Below are 25,553 nucleotides of genomic sequence, written 5' to 3' on the forward strand. Positions count from 1 at the left end.
CGTCGGCACGCGCCTCGTATCGAGAATCAATCTCATTACAATAGGGCTTTGATCCACCCGCGTCAATGGTGAAATCCTTGCTGTTCGCGGGCCGGAGTACAAAGGACCTGTGCCGTGAAATCTCTTCTGTTGAGTGCTGCATTGCTGACGGCTTTCGCCGCCACCGCCCAAACCACCGCCCCTGTCACCGCCGCGGCAGTCGCCGCCGATTACAGCAAACTGGTCTATGCCAGCTACGAAGACACACTGAGCACGGCCCAGGCGCTCAACACCGCCATCACCGAATTCAACGCTGCCCCCAGCGCCGAAGGCCTGGCCAAGGCCCGTAAAGCCTGGATCGCTGCACGCGAGTTCTACGGCCAGACCGAAGCCTTCCGCTTCTACGCCGGCCCCATCGACGACAAGAATGGCCCCGAAGGCCGCATCAACGCCTGGCCCATGGACGAAGCCTATGTGGACTACGTCGTCGGCAAGCCCAAGGCCGGCATCATCAACAACCCCAAGGCCAAGATCACCGCCAAAAGCCTGTCGGCTCTGAACGAGCGTGGCGGCGAAGAAAACATTGCTACCGGCTGGCACGCCATCGAATTCCTGCTGTGGGGCCAGGACCTGAGCGAAACCGGCCCCGGCAACCGTTCGTTTGAAGACTTTGTCGACGGCAAGACCCCCAACGCCAACCGCCGCCGCGAGTACCTGAAGGTGGTCACCGACTTGCTGATCAGCGACTTGTCCGGCCTGGCCAAAGCCTGGGCTCCCGATGCCAAGAACTACCGCGCCAAATTCGAAAAATCTGGCACCAACGCACTGCGCAACATGCTGGTCGGCGTAGGCTCCTTGTCGCGCGGCGAACTGGCCGGCGAACGCATCGAAGTGGCCCTGGCCTCCAAGAACCAGGAAGACGAACACTCCTGCTTCTCCGACAACACCCACCGCGACATCGTGGCCAATGCCACCGGCATTGAAAACGTCTGGCTCGGCCGCTTCAAGCGCGCCGACGGCAGCGTCTTGCAAGGCGCTTCGCTGCGTGACCTGGTGGCTGCCAAGGACGCCGCCACCGCAGAACGCACCAGCAGCCACATTGCGGCCAGCGTCAAGGCGGCCGAAGGCATCCACGCCCCGTTTGACCGCGAAATCGTCGACCCCGAGGGCCGCAAGCGCGTGCAAGCCGTGGCCGACGCGCTGAAGCTGCAAAGCAAGGACTTCCTGGACGCCGCCAAGGCCGTGGGCATCACCAAACTCACCTTGGTAGACCCCGCCAAAGAATAAGTCCATGCGTCAGCCGATCCAGAATAAAAATCGCTGGCGCACACCATGCACGCTGACCCTGGCTGCGGCCGGGGTTGCCGCGGCATGGCTGGCCCTGGCCTCCCCCCCGGTAGCCGATACCTTTGAAGAAAAACCCGGTGGCGACACCACGGTGTTTGAAGAGGGCTTGAACGCTTTTTCCTTTCCTGCGGCCAACCTGGACGAAGAGGCCCGCACCAGCTTTGCCATCGGCAACTCCTTCTTCCGGCGCAACTGGGTGGAAGCCCCGTCGTCCACCAGCGCGCGCGACGGCCTGGGCCCGCACTTCATCGCCCGCTCCTGTGGCGGCTGCCATACCCAGGACGGGCGCGGCGCCCCCCCCAATACTTTCAAGAACGGCATCACCGCCGAGCAACCCATAGGCCTGCTGTTCCGGCTGTCGGTCATGGGGCCAGACGGCAAACCGTTTCCCGAGCCGACCTATGGCGAACAGTTCGCCAATTCGGCGGCACAAGGTGTCAAACCCGAAGGTCAGGTCCGCATCCGCTACACCGAGCAGCCCGGCCAGTTTGCCGATGGCAGCCACTACAGCCTGCGCCAGCCGCACTACAGCTTTACCAAGCTGGGCTATGGCCCCATGCAGCCCCGCACCATGGTCAGCCCGCGCATTGCGCCGCAGATGCCCGGCGTCGGCCTGATCGATGCAATTGCCGAGGCCGACATCCTGGCCAATGTGCAACAACAAAGCCAGCACAGCGACGCCATAAAAGGCACCAGCAACCGCGTGTTCGACCCGTTTGCCGGCAAAGAAGTCATAGGCCGCTTTGGCTGGAAGGCCAATACCGGCAGCCTGGCGCACCAGTCGGCCGCCGCCTTCAATGGCGACATCGGCATCACCTCCGAGCACTTCCCCCGCGAGGACTGCACGTCCAAGCAAAAAGACTGCGCAGCCGCCCCGCGCGGTGGCGAAAAGGGTGGCCCGGAAATCGACAACGCCACCCTCACCAAGGTGATCCAGTACCAGGCCACCCTGGCGGTACCGGCCCGGCGCAATTTTGATAATGTGGACGTGCGCCGTGGCCAGGCCTTGTTTGCCCAGGCCCAGTGCGCCGTCTGCCACCGGCCCAGCTACACCACCGGCGCCTCGCCGTTCCCGTCGCTCAGCGGCCAGAAAATCACGCCCTACACCGACCTGCTGCTGCACGACATGGGCAAGGGCCTGGCCGACAACCGCCCGGACGGCCTGGCCAATGGCCAGCAGTGGCGCACCCCGCCGCTATGGGGCATCGGCCTGATTCCCGATGTCAACGGCCACAGCTTCCTGCTGCACGACGGCCGCGCCCGTAACACTCTGGAGGCCATACTCTGGCATGGTGGCGAAGCCGAAGCGTCGAAGCAGCAAGTGCTGCAAATGCCCAAAGCCGACCGCGACGCTCTGGTGAAGTTTGTCAATTCGCTCTAATGGAAAGTGCCGCAGTGAGACTTCTGATTGACCGCCGTCGCTGGCTCGCACTGGGGGCCGGCGTACTCTGCCACGCCGCCTGGGCGGCGCCCTTGCCGCCCCGCATCGCCAGCCCGGCACTCACCCAGTCCGACTTTGTGCGCAACGGCTTGCAGCTGCACTTTGTGCCCGCGGCCCAGGCCTTTGCCCAGTCCACCGCCGCCTTGCGCGACCAGTTGGCCGCCGGTTGCGGCCTACAACCCGCGCGCGCAGCCTGGCGCACCGCCATGCTCGACTGGGAACGGCTATCGGCAGTGTCCGTCGGCCCCCTACTGGAGCGCCGCAGCGCGCGCACTTTGGACTTCTGGCCCACCCGCCCCGCCATGGTCTCGGCCGCCGTGCAAGCCCCGCCCGCAGACGCCGCTGCGCTGGAACAACTCGGTGCCCCTGCCAAAGGTCTGCCAGCGCTGGAATGGCTGCTCTGGCAGCGTGCCCCGGACGCTGCCCAGTGCGCCTACGCCGCTCTGCTGGCCGAGGCCAGCGCCAGCGAAGCCCAGGCTATCCTGGCCGACTTCCAGGCCCTGGCCCAGCAGACCTGGACACCCGAAACCGCCCTCACCGTATTCCACGAATGGTTCAGCCAGGCCGTTGGCGGCTTCGAACAACTGCGCTGGAAGAAGATGGGCAAACCCGCACGCAGCGGCCGCGCCAGCGACTGGCCGCGCGCCACCAGCGGCAACACCCGGGCCGCCTGGCAGGCCGCATGGGGCGGGCTGCAGCACTTTCTGGTCGGCACCGGCCGCGCCCAAGAGGAAGGCAGCCTGAACGGCTACTTGGCAGGCGACAACCAGTTGGAGCTGTCGGCCCAGCTGGAATCGGCGGTGGCGCAGCTGCACACCCGCATGCAGGCCGCCGACCCGGCGCGTGGCACTACCGTCACCGCCGCCATGCAAACCCTGGCCAAGACCAAGCAGCTGATGGAAGACAAGATCGCCCCCGAGCTGAAAACCATGGTCGGATTCTCGGAGTCAGACGGTGACTAAGCCTTACACCTTGCGCCGCCGCGACTGGCTGGCGTTTGCAGCCGCCAACGCCGCCCTGCCCCTGCATGCAGCCAACCCGACACGCCCGGGCCTGCTGACCTCCTGGACCAGCGGCGACGACAACCAGGCCTGGGCCGGCATCTGGCAGCTGGGCAGCAGCCCCCGCGGCGTGGCCCTGCCCAAGCGCGCCCACGAAGTGCAAATGCTGCACAGCGCCCTGGGCCAGCCCACGCAGGCGCTAGCCGTAGCCCGCCGCCCCGGCGAATACCTGCTGCGCTTCGACACCCGCACCGCCCGCGCCGTGCTGTGGCATGACATCGAAGACGACCGCGTGCTCTGCGGCCATGCCAGCTATGCGCTGGACGGTAGCGCGCTCTACACCACCGAAACCAATACCGACACCGGCGCCGGCATGGTCGCCGTGCGCGACCCGCTGAGCCTGGAAAAGCGCGCCGAATTCCCCAGCGGCGGCCTGGACCCGCACATGGTGCTGGTCGAACCCGATGGCAGCCTGTTGGTGGCCAACGGTGGCCTGCTCAGCCTGCCGGAAACCGGCCGCACCAAGCTCAACATCGGCCGCATGGACTCGTCGATTGCACGGCTGGACGCCAAGACCGGCGCCCAGCGCCAGGTCTGGCGCGTGAGTGACCCCTTCTTGAGCCTGCGCCACCTGGCTCGCGCGCCCGACGGCACTGTCGCGGTGGCCATGCAGGCCGAGCACACCGATCTGCAGGCCCGCCGCAATGCACCGCTGCTGGCACTGCTGGATGCAAGCGGCCTGCGCAGCGTGCCGCTGCCACCGTCCCTGGCCTTGGGCGGCTATGCGGGCGACGTGGCCTATGTGCCGGGCAGCAGTCCGCAAACCGCCGACCGCTTCGTCATCAGCGCCACCCGCGCCGGGCAACTGGCCTGGTGGTCGGCCCAGGGCGAAGCCCCCAGCCAGCTGCCTTTGCCCGAAGCCGGCGCCCTGGCCGTCCACGGTGCCGACTGGCTGGCCAGCGGCGCGCAAGGCGATCTGCGCGGTATGCTGGACGCCCATGCGCTGGAGCGCCACCTGGACAACGTGCGATGGGACAACCACGGCAAGTGGTTGGCCTGAAAAACTGCAGCAACTATCAAAATAGTAGCTGCTTGCGCTGATGGAATAAGCGCCAAGGCCGTATGGGACTTGTATTCCCGACGGGCTGGGTTGTAAGTTGCGTTGCAGGCCTGCAACAAAACGTAGAGAAATGCTGCGTTTTCGGGTCCTGCACGCGGTGTTTGCATCGCCAACGCAACAAGAATGATTCGCATTAATTTACAATTACGCGGTAATTCTTCACCCAGCCAGCCACGCCCTGCGGCCCCCCACCAAGGGCTCCATGCGCCAGCCAGCCATCGTTCAAACCCCTTAGGCTGACTTCCATGTCTCGACGCAAAAATTCCAACCAAAATACGGCTCCAGCGCACATTCAACCAGCGCAAGTAGCTATCAAAACTGCAGCGCCCTACGCCATGCTGCCCCTGGGCGCCATGCTGTTGGCCGGCTCGATGGGCGCGATGGCGCAAACCGAGACCAAGACCCTGGCGCCCGTCGTGGTGAAGGAAAAGGCGGAAGCAGCCCAAGGCAAAGACACCATCAAGGTTGAGCGCACCACCATCGGCAAGGGCAACCAGGAACTGCGCAACATTCCCCAGTCGATCACGGTTCTGACCGAAAAGCTGATCACCGACCGTAACTTCGACACCGTACGGGACGTGCTGCGCAACACCGGCGGTATTTCGTTCCTGGCGGCTGAGGGCGGCGAAGAAGATATCAAACTGCGTGGCTTCAGCCTGCAAGGTTCTGGCGATGTGTTCGCCGACGGCATCCGCGATCCAGCCTTCTACGAACGCGACACCTTCAACAACGACCGGGTGGAAATCCTGCGCGGCTCTGCAGCTCTGCTGTTCGGCCGCGGCTCCACCGGCGGTGCGGTCAACCAGGTCAACAAGCAGCCGCTGCTGATTGACCAGAACGAAGTCAACGTAACCCTGGGCAGCCACAAATACCGCCGGGCCACGGGCGACTTCAACGTGAAGACCGGCGATAGCTCGGCTTTGCGCATCAATGCCATGGCCAACACCGCCGACAACAACGGCGCAGGCAGCAGCATCGACAAGCGCGGGATTGCTGGCGCCTACCGCTTCGGCATCGGTGAAGTCGACGAATTCTCGGTGGGCTTCTACCAGTTGGAAAACCGCAACGGCATCAACTACGGCATCCGCTGGATCAAGCCTACGGCGGCCTCGCCAACCAGCACATCGCAACTCAATCCTAACCTGGACCCCGATGCCTACTACGGCATGGACAGCGACTACAACCATGGCCGCGCCTCCTACGGCACGTTGGGCCACATCCACCGCTTCTCGGCCGACACCGAACTGAAAACCACCATCCGCAAGGGTTCTTACTCGCGTGACCAACGTGCCACCTTGTGGAACTTCGCCGGCGCAGCCGCCCAACCCAATGGACAAGCGGTGGGACTGAACAACTTTGGTCCCGGTACGGTGCTGACGCGCGGTGCACAAAACAAGGTACAGGACATGAACAACCTGTACGGCCAGTCCGACCTGAGCAGCAAGTTCGAGGCACTCGGCTACAAGCATGAACTGCTGGCCGGCATCGACTACGCCCATGAAGAGCGCACCGTCTATGGAGCCCAAACGCTGACCGCAGCGCAAGCGGCTGTCCTGAACCGTCCTACCACGACGATCGGCACCCCCGACGATGGAGCCTCCGTCCCAGAAGGCACCCGCCCTTTCGGCGTGACCAACAACTACACCTCTAACGGTTACGGTATCTACGGCCAGGATGTGGTGCAGCTGGCGCCCAAGTGGAAGCTTTTGGGTGGTCTGCGCTTTGACCACATGACAGCGGGCTACAGAGCCTACAACGCGACCTCCGGTGCAGGCACGGGCACCTACTTCATGAACATTGCCAAGTGGAGCAAACGCGCAGGCGTGCTGTTCCAGCCGAACGAACTGCAGTCGTTCCACGTCGCTTACGGCACCTCGTTCAACACCTCTGGCGACGCTTATTCGCTGGGTGCCACGAACGCCGAAACCCCACCAGAAGAGAGCCAAAACCTGGAACTGGGCGCTCGCCTGGATTCGGCCGACAAGCGCTTCACCACGCGCCTGGCCTTGTTCCGCACGACCAAAATGCATGAGCGCAACACCGATCCCCTGATCCCGATCGCCGTGCTGTCCGGCAAACGCCATGCCCAGGGTATCGACCTCGACTTCACCGGCCGCATCACGCCGCAATGGGAAGTGTTCGGCTCCTATGCATGGATTCCAGTCGCCCGCATCGACGTAGGCGCACAAGGTGCTGAAGGCCAAGGCCAACGCCCATCGCTCACGCCCAAGTACAGCGGCACGGTGTGGACTACCTACCAGATCACGCCGCAAATCCGCGTGGGCGCGGGCCTGAACTTCAAGGGCGAACAAACACCTAACCGCAACCCCGGCTTCTCGTCGCCGAGCTATGTCACGGCCGACCTGTTGGCCGAATACACGGTGATTGAAGACAAATTCACCGTCAAGGCCAATGTGACGAACGTGACCAACAAGCTGTACGGCGATGCGCTGTACACCGCGTTCTATGTGCCGGGTGCGGGCCGCACCATGCAGGTCACGGCCAAGTACAAGTTCTAAGCTTGCTGCTTTTGTGCTGATCGCTACAAGCCGCCCTTCGGGGCGGCTTTTTTCATGCGTAGGCCACCACCCTGCACATACACCACAATCTCCTCCCATGCTGCTGCACATCCCCCACATCCTGAGCCCCGAAGAAGTCCAACACGCCCAGCGCCTGCTGGCAGCCGCGCCCTGGGCCGATGGCCGCAGCAGCGCCGGCAGCCAGGCACGGGCCGTCAAAAACAATGAACAGCTGCCGCACGACTGCGATGCCGCTACCGAAATCCGCGCCATGCTGCTGCGCGGGCTGGACCGCAACCCGACCTTCTTTTCGGCCGCCCTACCCAAGCGCGTCTACACCCCGCAGCTCAACCGCTACCAAGGTGGCAGCAATTTCTACGGCAACCATGTGGACAACGCTGTGCGCTTTGCGCCCGACACCGGGCTGCGGGTACGCACCGACATCTCCTGCACCCTGTTCCTCAGCGAGCCAACTGACTACGACGGTGGCGAGCTGGTGGTGCAGGACTCTGCCGGCGCACAGCGGGTCAAGCTGCCCGCTGGCGATATGGTGCTGTACGAGGGCACCAGCGTGCACCAGGTAGAGCCGGTCACGCGCGGCGCCCGCCTGGCCTGCTTTTTCTGGATCGAAAGCATGGTGCGCAGCGGGGAGCAACGCCGCATGTTGTTGGATATGGATATGGCCCTGCTGGGGCTGCGCCAGCAGCACGGCGAAACCCCGGAGACCACCGCACTGACCGGCACCTATCACAACTTGTTGCGCATGTGGGCAGATACATGAGCGCCCCCAGCGTAGAGAAAATTCCGCCCGGCGTAGTCACGCTGGAAGACCATGCGCGCCACGCCCAGACCGTGCTGGACGCCAACGCCTGGGCTTACTTCAGCGGTGGCGCCGGCGACGAAATCACCCTGCGTGCGAACCGCAGCGCCTGGGACGCACAGCTGCTGCAGCCCCGCGTGCTGCAAGTCCTGGCCGGCGGCCATACCCGCACCACGCTACTGGGCCGCACCCTGGCGCACCCGATTCTGCTGGCCCCGGTGGCCTACCAACGCATGGCGCACCCGGACGGCGAGCTGGCCAGCGCCTACGCTGCAGCCGCCCTGGGCGCGGGCATGGTGCTCAGCACGCAATCTAGTATTGCTCTGGAAACCATAGCTGCTGCCGTAATACCAGAAAGCGCCAGAGGCCTTTTATGCTTCCAACTCTATCTGCAGCATGACCGCGGCTTCAGCCTGGACCTGGTACGCCGCGCCGAACAGGCCGGCTACGACGCGCTGGTGCTGACAGTAGATGCCCCCACCAACGGCGCGCGGGACCGCGAACGCCGCGCCAACTTCCGGCTGCCGCCCGGCGTATCGGCAGTGAACCTGGCCGGACTGGCGCCCGCCCCGGCGCCGGCCCTGCAGCCCGGCCAAAGCGCCTTGTTCGACGGCTTGCTGGCCCACGCCCCCACCTGGGACGACGTAGCCTGGCTGCAGGCCCACACCCGCCTCCCCATCCTGCTCAAGGGCATCCTGCACCCCGAGGATGCACGCCAAGCCGCCTCGCTGGGGCTGGCCGGGCTGATCGTCTCCAACCACGGCGGGCGCACGCTGGACACCACGCCCGCCACCGCCGCCGTGCTGCCGCGCATCAAGCAGGCGGTGGGCGACATGCCGGTGCTGGTCGATGGCGGCATCCGGCGCGGCACCGATGTACTCAAGGCCGTGGCCCTGGGCGCCAGCGCGGTGTTGATAGGGCGGCCATACGTCTACGGGCTGGCGAATGCGGGTGCTGTGGGCGTGGCCCATGTGCTGCGCCTGCTGCGCGACGAGCTGGAAATCGCCATGGCTTTGTGCGGCTGTGCGACCCTGGCGCAAGCGGGCCCGGCACTGCTGTTTGCGCAAAATCCAGGGAATTCCACGATAGGCATTGCAAATGCGACGGATTCGTATTTATAATCACCTATCTTCAACAGCCAGCCACCCTGCTTGCCGCCATGATCGTCTGTGTATGCAACCGCGTTTCTGACCGTGACATCGCCCGCCATGTGCGCGCGGGCTACGGGTTTGACGACATACAGCTCGAACTCGGCGTAGCCACCCAGTGTGGCCGGTGCGAAAGCTGCGCCCGCGATGTGGTCGCGCAGTGCAGTGCCTCCCACCCGGTTGCAGCGATTCAGCTCGCCAGCTCCATTTTGGAAAGCAGGGCATGGAACTCCTCGGCACACTTGGCGGCAGCCTGATCCTGGTCGTAGGTTCGGCCTGGTGGATCTTTCGTAAATAAATTTTCAGGCTGCGGCCCTCAGCTCTGCCCTCGCAAGGCGGCAGGGATTGCTTGCGCCCACACTCTATGAACAGCACTGCGCCTTTGTCCCCCTCTTTCTCTCTGCCGCGCCTCAGCCGCAATGCGGTGATCGTCAGCAGCGTGCTGGTTTTCCACGGCCTGGCCATCTGGGCCCTGCAAAGCGGCCTGGTCCGCAAGGCGATTGAAATCGTTGTGCCGGTTGAAATGCTGAGCGAATTCATCGAAGCGCCCCAGCCCAAGGTGGCACCCCCACCACCGCCTCCCGCACCCATAAAACAGCCGGTGGTCAAAACCAAGGCCCCCACCCTGCCGCCGGCACCGCAGCCCCTGGCCATAGCCGACCCGACACCCGCGCCGAACGCCCCTACCGGCGTCACCACGCCGCAGCCTCCCGCGCCGCCCATCGCCGAGCCGGTGGCTGTGGCGCCGCCCGCTCCTCCGGCAGCGCCGCCGGCGCCGCCCAAGATCGTCTTGCCGTCCAGCGATGCTGACTACCTGAACAACCCCTCCCCCACCTACCCCGCCATGAGTAAGCGCCTGGGCGAACAGGGCAAGGTGCTGGTGCGGGTGTTCATTGGCGTCGATGGCCTGCCTGGCAGAGCCGAGATCAAGAAGTCCAGCGGCTATGAGCGGCTGGACAAGTCCGCTTTGGAATACATCATGAAATGCCGCTTCGTCGCCGGCAAGGTCAACGGCGTGCCCCAACCTATGTGGTACGAGGCGCCGGTCAATTACGTCCTCGAATAATTTTTACTTTTGGAGTTTTTAATGGAATCGCAATTCGGCATCGCCAACGTCTGGACCCAAGGCGACTTTGTCACCAAGACCGTGGCCATCATCCTGCTGGCCATGTCACTGGCCTCGTGGATCGTCATCATCCTCAAGGCGCTGGACATCTTCAAGTTCAAGAAGCTGGCCGGCAATGCCGCCGACTTCTGGCATAGCGAAGACTTCGCCACCGGCCTGAAGAAGCTGGGCGATGACCCGACCAACCCCTTCCTGCAAATCGCACTGGAAGGCCGCGAAGCCACGGCCCACCACCGCAACACCAAGGCGCATCTGCATGACAGCCTGGACGTCAGCGACTGGGTCACGCGCTGCCTGCGCAACAGCATCGACGAGTTCACCGCCAAGCTGCAAGCTGGCCTGGCGATCCTGGCATCCGTCGGTTCCACCGCGCCCTTCATCGGCCTGTTCGGCACGGTCTGGGGCATCTACCACGCGCTGTTGAGCATCGGTCTGTCGGGCCAATCGACCATCGACAAGGTGGCCGGCCCGATCGGTGAAGCGCTGATCATGACCGCGCTGGGCCTGGCCGTGGCGATTCCTGCAGTGCTGGGCTACAACGCCCTGGTGCGTGGCAACAAGTCCATCCTGATCAAACTGAACAGCTTTGCCCATGATCTGCACGCCTTCTTCGTTACCGGCGCCCGCGTCGCCACCGGTACCGCCGCCAAGGTGGTGCCGATGAAAAAAGGGAGCTAAGCCATGGCCTTCGGAACCCAGGACGACGCCGATGAGGTGATGAACGAAATCAACATGACGCCCCTGGTGGACGTGATGTTGGTGCTGTTGATCATCTTCATCATCACCATCCCGGTGATGAAGCACGCGGTGAATATCGACTTGCCGCGCGCCACCAACCAGGTGCAGGACGTCAAGCCAGAAACCATCCGCCTCAGCGTGAATGCGCAGGGCGAGTACTACTGGAACGAAAACAAGGTCGCCGATGCCGATCTGGTGCCCATGCTGCAGGCCGAGGCCGCCAAGGAGCCCCAGCCCGAGCTGCATATCCGCGGCGACAAGGAGGTGCGCTACGAGCGCGTGGCGCAAGCCATGGCAGCGGCCCAGCAGGCCGGCGTCAAGAAGATCGGTTTCATCACCGAACCCAAGGCGCCCTGAAGATCTTTTTTACAAATATCTTCGAAAAGCGCTTGTGATTTAATTGAGAATAGTTATCATTACTACATCGCATACTTCTTCAGGAGCACACCATGTACGCTAACCTAGCCGCCCGTCCTCTGTTCAACCCCACCTCGGGCGAGAACGCGAACAGCGTGCTCCAGGGCATGGACATGGGTGCTGCCGCGGCCAAGGTGCTGTCGGTGGAAAGCCGGGATCTGCTCAAGGGCCAGAAGGCCGTGGAGATCATGCACAACGGTTCGGTCTACCGCTTGCAAAACACCAAGCTGGGCAAGCTGATTCTGACGAAGTAAGAGTTTTGATTTCGCCCTGCCCTGGGCTGGGGCAGGACGAAAAGAGTTTCATCGTGGGGCGACTCCCAAGACTTCAATCATGAAGTCTGCAAGGGTCGTTTTTGCTAGCCAACGGAGGACGGACTTGTCCGGCATCCGACTAGCCATGCTTTTTTTCCCACACAGTCCCTGGCCTTAGTTCTGGGCCAGCACTTTCTTCACCGCGGCCAGCCCATCTTCGCCGCCATAGGTCTTGACCCCGGCCAGCCAGGTTTCCACCAGTTTCGGATTGGCCTTGAGCTGGCGTATCCCGGCGGCCTTGGGATCGATCTTCTGCTCCAGCACCTCGGAGATCGCCTTGTTCTCGAAGTCCACGGTGAATGCCATCTGGCTGAACAAGCGTCCCACGTTCGGGCACTGGGCCGCATAGCCCTTGCGTGACACGGTGTTCACCGTGGCACTGCCGAAGTTGGGGCCAAAGTATTCCTTGTCGCCGTCCAGGTAGTTGACCTGGAACTTGGTGTTCATCTGGTGCGGCTCCCAGGCCAGGAACACGATCCAGTCCTTGCCGCGCTCCTTGCGCGCCACCTGGCTGAGCATGCTTTGCTCGCTCGACTCCACCAAGCTCCAGCCCTCCAGGCCGTAGCTCTTGGCTTCCAGCATCTTCTTGATGTTCTGATTCGCCGGCGCACCGGACTCTATGCCGTAGATCTTGCGGTCAAACTTGTCGGCATATTTGGCCAGGTCGGCAAAGGTTTTCACGCCCGCATCGGCCACATAGCCGGGCACGGCCAGGGTGAACTTGGCGTTCGGCAAGTTGGCGCGCACCACCTCCATGCCGCCGTCTTTGAGGATGGGCTCAACCAGCGGCTTCTGCGCGGGCATCCAGTTGCCCAGGAACACGTCGATCTGCGACTTCTGCATGCCCACATAGGTGATAGGCACCGACAGCGACGACACCTTCTGCTCGTAGCCCAGCGCGCCCAGCAGCACACCGGCGACCGCATTGGTGGCGGTGATGTCGGTCCAGCCCGGATCGGCCATGCGTACCTGCTTGCAGGCCTCGGGCTCGGCGCCGATGGCGTTCTGGCCCACCAGCAAAGCGCCTACGACCACGCTGGCCGATGCCAGCAAAACACGTTTACTTCCCATGCTGCACTCCTGAGGTTAAAGGTTGATTTCCACTGACACGCGGTTGGGCTACCGCTTCACGACCGGGTAGCGGGGTAGCGGGCACGCGCTTCCAGCGTGTCCAGAGCTATGTGGTTGCGCATATAGCGCTGGCTGGCCGCCTGGTAAGGCTGGTGGTCCCAGGCCTGGCGGGCGCCCTGGTTCTGGGCGGCAAAGTGGAAGCGGCGGCGGCGCTGGCTGGCCACCACCTGGGCGCGCAGCCCGTCCATGTCCCAACGGGCCGCGACCTCGCTGCGAAAGCCCTGCAGCATCTCGGCCGCAGCCGGGTCGGTGGCCAGGTTGTGCAGTTCGCCGGGGTCGGTATCCAGCCGGTACAGCTGGTCGGGATCGCCGGGCGAATGGACGAACTTATAGGCGCCGCGGCGCAGCATGACCAGCGGTGCCACCGCGCCCTCGCCCAGGTATTCGCCCACCACCTCGTCGTGCCCGCCCGTGCCGCGCAGATGCGGCAGCAGGCTGCGGCCGTCCAGCCGCTCCGGGTAGGCCGGCGCAGCGCCGTCAAACGCCATGTCCACCAGGGTCGGCAGCACATCCACCAGCGACACCGATGCCGCGACCCGGCTGGGGTTGAACCGGCCCGGCGCATGCACGATCAGCGGCACGCGGCAGGCGTTCTCGAAGAAATTCATCTTGTACCAAAGCCCGCGCTCGCCCAGCATGTCGCCGTGGTCGGACAGCAGGACGATGATGGTGTTGTCAGCCTGGCCGGTCTGCTCCAGGGTGCGAAGTATCTTGCCGATCTGCTCGTCCACATAGGACACCGCGCCGTAGTAGGCATGGCGGGCGTTGCGGGTCTGCTGGTCACTGATGGGCGTGCTGTCCATGTCGCTCACGTGGCGCAGGCGCTGGCTGTGTGGGTCCGGCGGCACGACGTCGGCGCTGACGCGCGGCATGTCGATATCTTCGTCGCGGTACAGGTCCCAGTATTGCTGCGGAATCGCATACGGGTCGTGCGGATGGGTCATAGACACCAGCATGCAGAAAGGCCGGTCATCGTCGTCGCGCACCATATCGAACAGCTTTTGCTGCGCCAGGAACACCACCTCCTCGTCGAAGTCCAGCTGGTTGCTGCGGATGCAGGTGCCGGCCTCCGTCACCGAGCCCATGTTGTGGTACCAGCTGGGGCGGACTTCGGGCTGCTCCCAGTCGGGGGTCCAGCCGAAGTCGGCCGGGTAAATGTCGGTGGTCAGGCGTTCTTCAAAGCCATGCAGCTGGTCGGCGCCGCAGAAATGCATCTTGCCCGACAGAATGGTGCGATAACCCGCATGCCGCAGGTGGTGGCCAAAGGTCAGCACCTCGGATGGCAGCTCGGCAGAATTGTCGTAGGCGCCAATCGCCGACGGCAGCTTGCCCGCCATGAATACATAGCGCGACGGCGCGCACAGCGGGCTATTGGTATAGGCCGACTCGAACACCACGCCGGCCGCGGCCAGCGCATCGATGTGCGGGGTTTTGCTGACCGTGTTGCCATAAGCGGCCAGCGCTGAAGGCGTCAGCTGGTCGGCCATCAAGATCAGAATATTCGGCTTCCTGGCTTCCATCGGTCTTTCCAAACATAATGTAAATTTATGCAATGAAGCCAGTCTACGCAGGTGCCAATTGCGCGTGAAGATGGCCAATTCTTATGAATGCATAAATTTTCGTTATGGCAACCACACGACGACTCCCGCCGCTGCAGAGCCTGGTTTTCTTTGAAGCCGCGGTCCGGCATCTGAGCTTTACCGCCGCCGCGCAAGAGCTGGGCACCAGCCAGCCGGCGGTCAGTCAGCGTATTGGCCTGCTAGAAGAAGATTTGGGTGTGCCGCTGTTCAAGCGCGAGCACCGCGGCGTGTCGCTCACCGCCGACGGCGTGCAGCTCTTCAATGCCGTGCGTGACGGCCTGGCCGACATCGGAGATACCGCGGCCAAGATCCGCGCGCGCCGCGCCCGCCAGGTGCTGACGGTGGCCACCGACTTCGGCTTTGCCGCCTACTGGCTGATGCCGCGGCTGGGCGCGCTGCGCGAACTGGTCCCCGACCTGGACGTGCGCATCGTCACCACGCAAAACGAGTTCGACATCCGCGGCGAGTCGGTGGACATTGCCATCGCTTTTGGCAGCGGCCCCTGGCCGGGCTGCGCGGCGACGCGGCTGTTTCCGGAAATCGTCATCCCGGTCTGCAGCCCGCAGTTCCAGGCCCGGCACGGGCTGAGCGGCCAGCCGTCGGCACTGGCGCGGCTACCGCTGCTGCACCTGGAAAGCGCCGAGCCCCTGCGCTGGCTGGGCTGGGACAACTGGTTTGCGCTGCAAAGCCTGTCCACCAGCGACGAAAGCCACGGCCTGACGCTGAACAACTACCCACTGGTGGTCCAGGCGGCGATTGCCGGGCAGGGTGTGGCGCTGGGCTGGGTCCCCCTGGTGGATGAGCTGGTGCGCAGCGGTCAGCTGGTGCCGGCGGTGCAGCACGCGGTGAAGACGGCGCGCGGCTACTTTCTGGTCGAGCCGCATGCACAGCGGGCGTCGGAGCCCTTGCGCCGCTTCCGCCAATGGATCATCGGCGAATGCGAGAGCGCGCTGCTGCTGAGCCCGTTTTACACACAAAACAGGCCGGTAGCACAGGAACCATAAGCGCCAGGCGCTACCAAAAAAAGAGCAATTACAGGCCGATGGCGGCGATACCGGCCTTGGCAATCTGCACGTCTTCGCTCGACTTGACGCCGCTGACGCCGACCGCGCCAATGCACTGCCCGTCCTTCATGATGGGCACGCCGCCTTCGAGCAAGCCCTTCACGTCGGGCGCGGTCAAAAATGCGGTGCGGCCGCCGTTGATGATGTCCTCGTAAGCCTTGGTTTCGCGGCGGCCCAGCGCGGCCGTGTGGGCCTTGGCGGGGGCGATATGCGCGGTCAATGCGGCCGCGCCATCCAGGCGTTGCTGCCACAGCAAGTGGCCGCCGTCGTCGACGATGGCGATGGACACTGCCCATTGGTTCTTCAGCGCTTCGGCTTCGGCAGCGGCGGCAATGGTTTTAACGTCGGCGAGTTCCAGTACGGATTTGGTTTTCAAGGCAGCATCCCTGTGAGTTGGTAAAGGCCGCAAGCATACCAATTGGCCCCGGGGTTTTGCGGCGCTGCAGCATGGGAATCACCGCCCCAGGCCAGTACCCCCATAAAAAATAGGTCGGCCGTCCGGTGCTATTTAGGCTTTGGCCTTGAATCCACCTAGAATTTCCCCACCTGCTATTACAGATCTTCAAGGAGGTACCGATATGAACGACCGTATAACCAGCATTGCCACCGGCCAACCCAGCGACTACAGCTATGGACTGGTGCAGGAGCAGCGCCAGCGCGTGATGCGCAACACCTATTGGCTGCTGGCGTTGAGCCTGGTGCCCACGGTGCTTGGCGCCTGGCTGGGCGTGGCCACCGGCATCACCCAGAGCCTGGGCGGCGGCTTGGGCCTGATCGTCTTCATGGGCGGTGCTTTCGGCTTCATGTACGCGATTGAAAAGACCAAGAACTCGGCTGCTGGCGTGCCGGTGCTGCTGGGCTTCACCTTCTTCATGGGCCTGATGCTGTCGCGCATGATCGCCATGATTCTGGGCTTCAAGAACGGCCCGGACCTGATCATGACGGCCTTCGGCGGTACCGCCGGCGTGTTCCTGGTGATGGCCAGCGTGGCCAGCGTGATCAAGCGTGACCTGTCGGGCATGGGCAAATGGCTGTTTGTCGGCGCCATCGTGCTGCTGGTCGGCGGCATCATCAATGTGTTTGTCGGCTCCACCGCCGGCATGATGGCCTTGTCGGTGGCCGCGATCGGCATCTTCAGCGCCTACATGCTGTACGACCTGAAGCAGATCATCGACGGCGGCGAAACCAACTACATCAGCGCCACCTTGGCCCTGTATCTGGATCTGTTCAACATCTTCCAGAGCCTGCTGGCCTTGCTCGGCATCATGGGCGGCGAACGCGACTAGACCGCGCATACCCCTACCGACAAAAGGCCCTGCGGGGCCTTTTTACTTGGTCGGTTGAAACTAAGCCTCAATGCATGTAGTCTTAAGCCGATAACCATGTATCTCTTGGCTACTTTGGGCACCATGTCACCCCGCTATCTTCTCGCCTCTTGCGTAGTCCTGCTGTTGTCGGGCTGCGAAATCCCGGGGGTTTATCCCGACCCCAAGATAGCTGCGCGCGAAGCCGATGCCAAAGCCACGGGTGGCGCCTGCCGCCACGCCTTGCGCGGCATCGAAGACTGCTACACCTTGAACCCCAAAGCCTCCAAGGCCCTGGTGTTTGCCGGCTGGAAGGAAATGGACACCTATATGCGGGAAAACAAGATCGAAGGCGTGGCCTCGGTCGTCAAGATCCCGGTGGACGGCTCTGCGCCCGTAGAAGAAGCCGTGGCCAGCAGCAAAGAAAAAGCCGCCCCGGAAGCCAAAGAGCCCCGCAGCGGCAAGGCCAAAGCCTCTTAGTTTTAGGCTTCGAGTTCGAACACCGCCATGCTTTCCACATGCGCGGTATGCGGAAACATATTCACCATCCCCGCCGATAGCAAGCGATACCCCGCTTGGTGCACCAGCACGTCGGCATCGCGCGCCAGGGTGGCCGGGTTGCAGCTCACATAGACAATCCGCCGCGGCGGCGTCCAGCCTCCGCGCAGCGCAGAGTCCTGGTGCAAGGCCGCCAGGGCCTGAACCAGCGCAAAAGCCCCTTCACGTGGTGGATCGACCAGCCATTTATCGGCACTGCCGTCGGCGGTCAGGACTTCGGGCGTCATCTCGAACAGATTGCGCGCTACAAACTTCGTAGCTGCTAGCGCATGTCCTTCCTGCGTGGAAGCCTTATTCACCTTGTAGTTCTCACGCGAACGCGCGACCAAGGCCTCGCTGCCTTCGATGCCCAGCACTTCGCCCGCCTGGGTGGCCAGCGGCAGGGTGAAGTTACCCAGGCCGCAGAACCAGTCGATCACGCGTTCGGTTTTCTGCGCATCCAGCAGGCGCAGCGCGCGCCCGACCAGCACGCGGTTGATCTGCGGATTCACCTGGGTGAAATCAGTAGGCTTGAACGGCATGTTGATGCCGAACTCCGGCAACGCATAGGCCAGTTGGGTGCCACCCTCGTCCAGCAGATGGATGCTGTCCGGCCCCTTGGGCTGCAGCCACCATTGCACGCCGTTCGCGTTGCCAAAAGCCCGCAGCTGAGCCAGGTCGCCAGCGCTCAAGGGCTCCATATGGCGCAACACCATCGCCGTCACCTCGTCGCCACAAGCCAGTTCGATCTGCGGCAGGGTTTCGCGCGCATCCATGCCCGCAATCAACGCCCGCAGCGGCAGCAGCAAGGCGCTGACGTGCGGCGGCAGTACCGGGCAGACCTTCATATCGGCCACGTAGCCGCTCTTACGCTCGTGGAAGCCGACCAGCACCTCGCCCTTTTTGCGCACATAGCGCACCGACAACCGGGCCCGGTAGCGGTAAGCCCAGGCCGGGCCTTCGATGGGTCGTAACATGGTTTGCGGCTTGACCTTGCCCAGATGCCAGAGGTTGTCCTCCAGCACCCGCTGCTTGATGGCGACCTGCGCGCCGACATGCAGATGCTGCATCTTGCAGCCACCACAAGCGCCTTCGTGCAAGCCGAAATGCGGGCAGCCGGGCCGCACACGCTGCGAGGATTCACGGTGGATGGCCCCGACCGTGGCCTGCTCGAAGCTGGCCTTTTTGCGATTGATGTTCGCCGTCACCACCTCGAACGGCAGCGCGCCCTTGATGAATACGACTTTACCGTCAGGCTTGTGGGCCACGCCCTGGGCTTCGATGTCGAGCGACTCGACCAGCAGGCTGTCAGCGGGGTAATGCGGGAGAGGGGGATGGGGTTCCGTCAAATCGGTCATGCAAGCTTGCTCATTGGTCACAAAAGATGCCAGGCATCCAGAATTAAGGGGCGCAGTCGCTGGCAGTCAACTGGAACGCCCGGGGCGCAAAACCCAGGTCGCGCACCGCCTCGGCATGGTCGAACACCAGGTTGCGGTTCATGCGCTCGGCCATGGCCGCCGACCAGTTGCGGTAGCGCGGAAAACAGCGCAGCACCGCAACGGCCAGGCGAAACATCCACAGCGGCACCGTCAGCAAGCGCGGCCGACGACCCAGTGCGGTAAACACCCGCGCCACCATACTGCGGTACGCCAGCGTTTCGCCGCCGGAGATGTTGTAGGCGCGATTCGCCGCTTCGGGCGACTGCAAGGCGGCGACACAGGCCCCCGCCACGTCGGCAGCGTGGATAGGCTGGCGCAGCCCGTTGGCCTTGCCAAACACCGGAAAGAAACCGAACCGCCGGATGAAGCGGGCGATTTCGGTGATGTTCTTGTCTTGCTGCAAACCGTAAATCAGCGTGGGCCGCAAAATCGTCCAGGCCACGCCACGTTGCTGTGCCCACGCCTGGATACGCTGCTCCGCATCGGCCAATCGGCGCGCCAAAGCCTGTTCCTCCAGGTCGATGGAAGTATCTTTGGTGAAACGGCTGGTGGATGACAACGCCACCAGCCGCTGCACGCCGTAAGCCTCCAGCAACGGCAACTGGTCCAGCAAAGCCCATAGCGGCGCTACGCAGATCCAGTTGGGAATAGCGGCGTGATCCAAGGGGATAGAGACGGTTTTCGGATACAGCTGGCGCCATTCCACCCCCGGCTCAACTGCGTTGTGCGGACGCCGGGAAAAGGCGGCAACCAAATGTCCGCTTTGCTCCAGCTGGGGCAGCAAGCAGGCGCCCACAAAACTGGTAGCCCCCAAAACACCTATCGCGGCAGCCTTAGTCATGTTTACGCCCCCATGCCTTTCCCGCGCGCTTTCCGGTGTAGTACGCCGCCACCAGGGCAAACCGCACCCAGACCCCAGCGGCCACCATGCCCATCAGCAGCCCCGGGTACTGGTGCTGGAAGAATTTTCTATAAAAGCGTACCATGCCCTTGTGCTTGTGCCATTCCACGAAGATCGGGCGACTTCGGCTGCTGACGCCCAATGCGTGCGTCACTTTGGCCGAGGGAACGAACAATATTTTCCAATTCAAGCGCCTGAAACGCATGCACCAGTCCAGATCTTCGCAATGCAGGAAATAGCCCTCATCCCACAGACCCACATCCAGCACCGCCTGGCGCTTCACCAGCATGCAGGCCCCCGAGATGGCTTCCACCTCAATCGGCGCGTTGGGCAGGGGCTGCTTGTGCAGATGGAAATCAAAAAACAATTTGGGCCAGCGGTGGGAAAAACGGCTGAGGCCAAATGCCCGAACAAACGAGCGCCAGGGTGTGGGCACGGCCCGCCGCCCGCCGCCCTGCTCGGATCCGTCGGCATTGATCAGCAAGCCGCCTACCATCCCCACCGAGACATCGGATTCCAGAGCCTGCAGCAAAGCAGGTACCGCAGCTGCATCCAGCCGGCAATCAGGGTTTAAGAACAGAATAAAGTCACCGTTCGTCTCAGCGAAACCCATATTGCAGGCCACTGCAAAGCCGAGATTGGCCGTATTACGGATGATTTTGAGCCGTGGTTCATCGGCAAACAGCCCGGCGCATTGCGCCAGGCTAGAGTCCTGCGACGCGTTGTCGACCACCACGATCTCATCGACCAGCGGCAAAGCCGAAGCAATGCAGTCAACAAGAAACTGTCCGGCGTTGTAATTGACAACAACTACAGAAATCAAAATATCCCCTCTTGTTTTTCGACTGCGTCCATCAACTACGCTCAACATCATGCATGGAGGAAACACAACTGTATGGGAATCTTTCATCCCGCATGCAATTGCCAGCCTACAATGAAAAAAGCCTTCGCAAATCAATGATTTGCAAAGGCTTTTTAATTTGGCGGAGTGGACGGGACTCGAACCCGCGACCCCCGGCGTGACAGGCCGGTATTCTAACCAACTGAACTACCACTCCTGGTAGATAGCTTTCGGCACCTAGCATTTACATGCTCGATACCCAAGCGCTACAACTTGGCGACCCTACGGGGATTCGAACCCCGGTACCTACCGTGAAAGGGTAGTGTCCTAGGCCTCTAGACGATAGGGTCAAAACCTTGGAACAACGTTATCAAAAATAACTTCCACACTCAAAAGATTTGGTGGTGGAGGTAAGCAGGATCGAACTGCTGACCTCTTGCATGCCATGCAAGCGCTCTCCCAGCTGAGCTATACCCCCGTAACCAGCAACTTCGTTTAGCCTTGTAAGCCTTACGTTGTTGTTAACCTTCCAAGCCTCAAATTATAGCGCGCAAATTAGGGAGTTTGCAAGCGCTGCAAAACTTTTTCGCGAAAACTTAAAAAAAGCACCGCGTCTAGGGACGGCGTCTGGGCCGTGCCCATCACCAACACCCGCACCGGCATAGCCAATTGGGGCATCTTCAGACCTTGGGCAGCCAGCACTTCCTTAATGGCCGCAGCGATGGATGGCTTGTCCCAGGCACAGCTGGCCAGCTTCTCGCGCAGCAGCGCCAGCGCAGGCTGGATCGCAGGAGTCACGTGCTGCGCCAGTTCGTCGGCCTTGGGCGTGACATCGGCATAGAAAGTAGCAGCCCAGTCGGCTAACACGATGGTGGTGTCGCAACGGTCCTTGAACAAACCACAGATAGCCGGCAAACGGTGATCGCTCTGGATGCCCTTAGCCTGCAGATGGGTCGCCACCAAAGCGGCCAACGCCTCGTCCGGCATGGCTTTCAGATGCTGGGCGTTGACCCAGCGCAGCTTGGCTTCATCAAACTGCGCCGCGCTCTTGCCCAGATGGTCCAGGTTGAACCATTGCAGAAACTGCTCACGGCTGAAGATTTCGTCGTCGCCATGGCTCCAGCCCAGGCGCGCTAGGTAATTCACCATGGCATCAGGCAGATAGCCCTCAGCGGCGTACTGCGTCACCGGCTTGGCGCCGTTGCGCTTGCTCATCTTCTCGCCCTGCTCGTTCAGCACGGTCGGCAAATGGGCGTAGACCGGCGGCTCCTTGCCGAGAGCGCGGAAGATGTTGATCTGGCGCGGCGTGTTGTTCACATGGTCGTCGCCGCGGATCACGTGAGTGATCTCCATGTCCAGGTCGTCGACCACCACACAGAAGTTATACGTCGGCGTGCCATCAGGCCGGGCGATCACCAGGTCGTCGAGCTCGTCGTTGCTGATCTCGATGCGGCCCTTAACCTTGTCATCCCAGACCACGGCGCCGCCCAGCGGGTTCTTGAAACGCAGCACGGGCTGCACGCCCGCCGGGATGGGCGGCAAGGTCTTGCCAGCTTCCGGCCGCCAGGTGCCGTCATAGCGCGGCTTTTCCTTGGCCGCCATCTGCGCGTCGCGCAAGGCGTCGAGCTCGGCTACCGACATATAGCAGGGGTAGACATGGCCAGCCGCCACCAGGTCCGCCAGCACCGCTTTGTAACGGTCCATGCGCTGCATCTGGTAGAACGGGCCTTCGTCATAGTCCAGGCCCAGCCACTGCATGCCTTCGATGATCACATCGACGGCCACCTGGGTGGAGCGCTCCACATCAGTGTCTTCGATCCGCAGAATGAAGTCGCCGCCGGTGGCGCGGGCAAACGCCCAGGGATATAGCGCCGAGCGGATATTGCCCAGGTGGATAAAGCCGGTGGGTGACGGCGCGAAACGGGTACGAGTCTTCTGTGTCATGTCAATCAATGCTTAGGCGTGTTCAGTGTTGGGCAACGCCAGGCGGGAATTGTCACCGTCAGGGTCTTGTCCGCCCGGGCGGCCTTCGTTCAGGCGCTGGATGTCGTCCGAGGTGATGTCGCCGGTGACGTACACGCCGTCAAAGCAGGATGCGTCGAAGCCGCTGATGGCGGTGTCGGGCGAACCGGCCGCAGGGGATGCTGCCGCCCAGATGGCGCGCTTCATGCCCTCCACATCCTGGTAAATCAGGGCATCGCAGCCGATCAGTTCACGGATCTGCTCGACGGTACGACCATGCGCCACCAGCTCGTCCTTGGTGGGCATATCGATGCCGTAGACGTTGGGGAAGCGCACCGGCGGCGCGGCGCTGGCCATATAGACCTTGCGGGCACCGGCATCGCGGGCCATCTGCACGATTTCCTTGGACGTCGTGCCGCGGACGATGGAATCGTCGACCAGCAGCACATTTCGGCCCTTGAATTCACTGGCAATCGCGTTGAGCTTCTGGCGCACCGACTTCTTGCGCACTTCATGGCCGGGCATGATGAAGGTGCGGCCGACATAGCGGTTCTTCACAAAACCTTCGCGGTACGGCAAGCCCAGCAGCTGCGCCAACTGCATGGCGCTGGGACGGCTGGATTCGGGAATCGGGATCACCACGTCGATGTCCTGCGGCGGCACGGTGGAAATCACCCGCTTGGCCAGGGTTTCGCCCAGGTTCAAGCGCGCCTGGTAGACCGAGATGCCGTCCATCACCGAATCGGGCCGGGCCAGGTAAACATACTCAAAAATACAGGGGTTCAGCGCGGGCGCATCGGCGCACTGCTGGGAATGCACATTGCCTTCCAGATCGACGAACACAGCCTCACCGGGCGCCAGGTTGCGCTCCAGCGTGTGCATCGTGCCTTCCAGGGCCACCGACTCGCTGGCCAGCATCACCGAGCCCGGAGCCCGGCCAATGCACATCGGGCGGATGCCGAACGGGTCGCGGAACGCCAGCAAACCATGGCCGGCAATAGAGGCGATCACCGCATACGAACCCTTGACCCGGCGGTGCACATTGCGCACTGCAGCAAACACGTCCAAGGGCGACAGCGGCAGGCCGCGGGTGGACTTCTCGATCTCATGCGCCAGCACATTGAGCAGCACTTCGGAGTCGCTCTCGGTGTTGATGTGGCGGTGGTCAGTGTTGAACAGCTCGGCCTTCAGCGCGTGGGCATTGGTCAGGTTGCCGTTGTGCACCAGCACGATACCGAAAGGCGCGTTCACATAGAAGGGCTGGGCCTCTTCTTCGCTGTAGGCATTGCCCGCCGTCGGGTAGCGCACCTGACCCAGGCCGCAGTTGCCGGGCAGGCCACGCATATTGCGGGTGCGGAACACGTCGCGCACCATGCCTTTGGCCTTGTGCATGAAGAACTTGCGGTCCAGCTGGGTGACGATACCGGCAGCATCCTGGCCGCGGTGCTGCAGCAGCAGCAAGGCGTCATAGATCAGCTGGTTTACAGGGGCGTTGCTGACAACTCCAACGATTCCACACATGGTTTTTTCCTAGCGAGTAACTTGCGTCACGGTAAAAATTTGGCAAAAGCCTCCGGCAACATCGGCCGGGCGGTATGCAGCACATCGGTAAGCACACCGGCGCTGCGGGATTCTTGCCACCAGATTCCCTGGTGCAGGCCCGTCAGATGGATGATGACGGCGCCAATCAATAACAGGATCAGGCCGCGCAGCAGGCCAAACACGGCCCCGAGTACGCGGTCCACTGGCCGCAGGCCCACAGCCTGCACCAGTGTTTTGACCAATTTGGCCAGCAGCCCGGCGGTAAACGCCGCGGCAATGAAGACCAGCACAAAACCCGCGGCGAAACGCAAAGCCCCCGACGCATCGCCCATCGGCAACCGGGCGGCCACATCGGCGGCAAACCACTGCGCCGCCACGAAGGCTGCGATCCAGCCCATCACCGACAACACCTCGAACACCAGGCCGCGCACCGCGCCCAATACCAGGGATGCGCACAGCACGGCCAACACGATCCAGTCCAAAGCCGCCATGGCGCCGCGCTCTTACAAGGCCAGGATCGAGGCGGACAAATCCAGTGCCTTGATCTTGCCGGCAGCTTTGTCGGCCTCGGTCTTATTGGCAAATGGCCCCACCCGGACCCGGGTGCGCGGGCCGTCCTTGGTGTCCACCACCTGGGTATAGGTCTTCAAACCTGCATGTTCCAGCTTCTGGCGTGCCTCCCGGGCCTTGGCCGTATCGGCAAACGCCCCGACCTGCACGATGAAGCGCTCACCACCGGCATCGGCTGCGGCGGCTTTGCCTTCGAGCAAGGCCTTGGCCTTGGCGCCGTCTTCCTCAGGCTTGTGCACGGGCTTGGCTTCTGGCTTGGGCTCGGGTTTCGCCTCCGGCTTGGCCGCTGCCACTTTTTCGGCTTTCTCGATCTTTTCGACCTTCTCGACTTTTTCCACCTTGGCGGCGGGCCGGGCCGGCACCACTTCTTCCTTGGGGTCGAGGCTGGCCTCGGCGGTCAGCTTGGAGTCTTTCACTGCCGGCTCGACGGTACTGACTGGCTTTTCCACCTTGACCACGGCATCGGCGCCGCCAATGCTCAGCGGCTTGACCTTGGCTTTGTCCGGAATGTCGATTGGGATATCGACCGGAATCGGGCGCGGCTGGGTATCGAACAGCAGGGGGAAGCCGACCACGCCGACCAGTACCAGCAGCGCTGCACCGATCAGGCGGTGGCGGGCGCGGCGGCGCATGCCGTCGATGGTTTCAGCCGGGCCCACCGACGGTTCATCTTGGGAGCCTTTGGAGCGGAACTTGAAAAAAGCCATGCGGT

The 25,553-nt window shown here is 62.9% G+C and carries 24 protein-coding genes, 3 tRNA genes and 1 pseudogene; 15 read left to right on the top strand and 13 right to left on the bottom strand.

The window, feature by feature from the left end:
* The first annotated feature begins 114 nt into the window (after positions 1-114).
* The 12 genes and pseudogenes from BLT66_RS13350 (at position 115) to hemP (ending at position 11,910) form a co-directional block, all read left to right on the top strand.
* Positions 115-1,266: an imelysin family protein gene (locus BLT66_RS13350; protein ID WP_092758201.1), complete on the top strand. Its 1,152-nt coding sequence runs from the start codon at positions 115-117 to the stop codon at positions 1,264-1,266.
* Between the two features lie 4 nt (positions 1,267-1,270).
* Positions 1,271-2,707 (top strand): di-heme oxidoreductase family protein, encoded by a 1,437-nt coding sequence (locus tag BLT66_RS13355; protein WP_092758202.1) that lies wholly within the window; start codon positions 1,271-1,273, stop codon positions 2,705-2,707.
* Positions 2,707-3,624: pseudogene (locus tag BLT66_RS13360) on the top strand (imelysin family protein); the annotation flags it as partial. The gene BLT66_RS13355 and the pseudogene BLT66_RS13360, both read left to right, overlap by 1 nt.
* Positions 3,625-3,721: 97 nt before the next feature.
* Positions 3,722-4,828 (top strand): DUF1513 domain-containing protein, encoded by a 1,107-nt coding sequence (locus BLT66_RS13365; RefSeq protein WP_092758204.1) that lies wholly within the window; start codon positions 3,722-3,724, stop codon positions 4,826-4,828.
* A gap of 395 nt (positions 4,829-5,223) precedes the next feature.
* Complete coding sequence (locus BLT66_RS13370) at positions 5,224-7,407, top strand: TonB-dependent receptor (RefSeq protein WP_255406893.1); 2,184 nt, start codon at positions 5,224-5,226, stop codon at positions 7,405-7,407.
* 97 nt (positions 7,408-7,504) lie between these two features.
* Positions 7,505-8,188 carry a Fe2+-dependent dioxygenase gene (locus BLT66_RS13375; protein WP_092758206.1) on the top strand — a complete coding sequence of 228 codons (684 nt, stop codon included), beginning with the start codon at positions 7,505-7,507 and terminating at the stop codon, positions 8,186-8,188.
* Complete coding sequence (locus BLT66_RS13380; protein ID WP_092758207.1) at positions 8,185-9,348, top strand: alpha-hydroxy acid oxidase; 1,164 nt, start codon at positions 8,185-8,187, stop codon at positions 9,346-9,348. The genes BLT66_RS13375 and BLT66_RS13380 overlap by 4 nt, the downstream gene beginning before the upstream one ends.
* 38 nt (positions 9,349-9,386) lie before the next feature.
* On the top strand, positions 9,387-9,632 hold the full coding sequence (locus tag BLT66_RS13385) for a (2Fe-2S)-binding protein (RefSeq protein WP_092758208.1): 246 nt from the start codon (positions 9,387-9,389) through the stop codon (positions 9,630-9,632).
* Positions 9,633-9,739: 107 nt separating this feature from the next.
* Positions 9,740-10,441: an energy transducer TonB gene (locus tag BLT66_RS13390; RefSeq protein ID WP_092758209.1), complete on the top strand. Its 702-nt coding sequence runs from the start codon at positions 9,740-9,742 to the stop codon at positions 10,439-10,441.
* A 21-nt stretch (positions 10,442-10,462) separates the two neighbouring features.
* Positions 10,463-11,179: a MotA/TolQ/ExbB proton channel family protein gene (locus BLT66_RS13395; protein ID WP_092758210.1), complete on the top strand. Its 717-nt coding sequence runs from the start codon at positions 10,463-10,465 to the stop codon at positions 11,177-11,179.
* A gap of 3 nt (positions 11,180-11,182) precedes the next feature.
* On the top strand, positions 11,183-11,596 hold the full coding sequence (locus BLT66_RS13400; protein ID WP_092758211.1) for an ExbD/TolR family protein: 414 nt from the start codon (positions 11,183-11,185) through the stop codon (positions 11,594-11,596).
* 92 nt (positions 11,597-11,688) lie between these two features.
* Complete coding sequence (gene hemP / locus BLT66_RS13405; RefSeq protein ID WP_092758212.1) at positions 11,689-11,910, top strand: hemin uptake protein HemP; 222 nt, start codon at positions 11,689-11,691, stop codon at positions 11,908-11,910.
* Positions 11,911-12,084: 174 nt separating this feature from the next.
* Here the strand turns inward: hemP and choX are convergent, their stop codons facing one another.
* Positions 12,085-13,041, bottom strand: a complete 957-nt coding sequence (gene choX / locus BLT66_RS13410) for a choline ABC transporter substrate-binding protein (RefSeq protein ID WP_092758213.1) — start codon at positions 13,039-13,041, stop codon at positions 12,085-12,087.
* 56 nt (positions 13,042-13,097) lie between these two features.
* Positions 13,098-14,621, bottom strand: a complete 1,524-nt coding sequence (betC, locus tag BLT66_RS13415) for a choline-sulfatase (RefSeq protein ID WP_092758214.1) — start codon at positions 14,619-14,621, stop codon at positions 13,098-13,100.
* Between the two features lie 104 nt (positions 14,622-14,725).
* On the opposite strand from betC, the gene BLT66_RS13420 reads away from it, so the two are divergent.
* A complete protein-coding gene (locus tag BLT66_RS13420; protein WP_092758215.1) occupies positions 14,726-15,685 on the top strand; it encodes a choline sulfate utilization transcriptional regulator in 960 nt (319 codons plus the stop codon).
* 28 nt (positions 15,686-15,713) lie between these two features.
* On the opposite strand, the gene BLT66_RS13425 is transcribed toward BLT66_RS13420, so the two are convergent.
* Positions 15,714-16,121: a GlcG/HbpS family heme-binding protein gene (locus BLT66_RS13425; RefSeq protein ID WP_092758216.1), complete on the bottom strand. Its 408-nt coding sequence runs from the start codon at positions 16,119-16,121 to the stop codon at positions 15,714-15,716.
* 202 nt (positions 16,122-16,323) lie between these two features.
* Here BLT66_RS13425 and BLT66_RS13430 point away from each other — a divergent pair, with 202 nt between their 5' ends.
* Positions 16,324-17,031, top strand: coding sequence for a Bax inhibitor-1/YccA family protein (locus tag BLT66_RS13430; RefSeq protein ID WP_092758217.1), 708 nt, complete (start codon positions 16,324-16,326; stop codon positions 17,029-17,031).
* A 123-nt stretch (positions 17,032-17,154) separates the two neighbouring features.
* On the top strand, positions 17,155-17,529 hold the full coding sequence (locus BLT66_RS13435) for a hypothetical protein (RefSeq protein ID WP_092758450.1): 375 nt from the start codon (positions 17,155-17,157) through the stop codon (positions 17,527-17,529).
* A 2-nt stretch (positions 17,530-17,531) separates the two neighbouring features.
* Here BLT66_RS13435 and rlmD read toward each other — a convergent pair whose 3' ends face one another.
* From rlmD to BLT66_RS13485, 10 genes are all read right to left on the bottom strand, one after another.
* Positions 17,532-18,944, bottom strand: coding sequence for a 23S rRNA (uracil(1939)-C(5))-methyltransferase RlmD (gene rlmD, locus BLT66_RS13440; RefSeq protein WP_092758218.1), 1,413 nt, complete (start codon positions 18,942-18,944; stop codon positions 17,532-17,534).
* A 43-nt stretch (positions 18,945-18,987) separates the two neighbouring features.
* Positions 18,988-19,689: an NAD-dependent epimerase/dehydratase family protein gene (locus BLT66_RS13445; RefSeq protein WP_218922607.1), complete on the bottom strand. Its 702-nt coding sequence runs from the start codon at positions 19,687-19,689 to the stop codon at positions 18,988-18,990.
* Positions 19,690-19,858: 169 nt separating this feature from the next.
* On the bottom strand, positions 19,859-20,836 hold the full coding sequence (locus BLT66_RS13450) for a glycosyltransferase family 2 protein (protein ID WP_218922608.1): 978 nt from the start codon (positions 20,834-20,836) through the stop codon (positions 19,859-19,861).
* Between the two features lie 71 nt (positions 20,837-20,907).
* A tRNA-Asp gene (locus tag BLT66_RS13455) sits at positions 20,908-20,984 on the bottom strand.
* Between the two features lie 57 nt (positions 20,985-21,041).
* A tRNA-Glu gene (locus tag BLT66_RS13460) sits at positions 21,042-21,117 on the bottom strand.
* Positions 21,118-21,169: 52 nt separating this feature from the next.
* Positions 21,170-21,245: transfer RNA gene (locus BLT66_RS13465), tRNA-Ala, on the bottom strand.
* Positions 21,246-21,322: 77 nt separating this feature from the next.
* The gene (gene gltX, locus BLT66_RS13470) at positions 21,323-22,711 is read right to left on the bottom strand and encodes a glutamate--tRNA ligase (RefSeq protein WP_092758220.1); all 1,389 of its coding nucleotides are present in this window, start codon (positions 22,709-22,711) and stop codon (positions 21,323-21,325) included.
* Positions 22,712-22,723: 12 nt separating this feature from the next.
* Entirely contained in the window at positions 22,724-24,250 is a 1,527-nt protein-coding gene (purF, locus tag BLT66_RS13475) for an amidophosphoribosyltransferase (RefSeq protein WP_092758221.1), read from the bottom strand.
* Between the two features lie 26 nt (positions 24,251-24,276).
* Positions 24,277-24,762, bottom strand: a complete 486-nt coding sequence (locus tag BLT66_RS13480; RefSeq protein WP_092758222.1) for a CvpA family protein — start codon at positions 24,760-24,762, stop codon at positions 24,277-24,279.
* A gap of 12 nt (positions 24,763-24,774) precedes the next feature.
* Positions 24,775-25,548, bottom strand: coding sequence for an SPOR domain-containing protein (locus BLT66_RS13485; protein WP_092758223.1), 774 nt, complete (start codon positions 25,546-25,548; stop codon positions 24,775-24,777).
* Between the last annotated feature and the right edge of the window lie 5 nt (positions 25,549-25,553).

Origin of the sequence: Rhodoferax sp. OV413, from assembly GCF_900104385.1 — a bacterium.
Taxonomy (GTDB): domain Bacteria; phylum Pseudomonadota; class Gammaproteobacteria; order Burkholderiales; family Burkholderiaceae_C; genus Rhodoferax_B.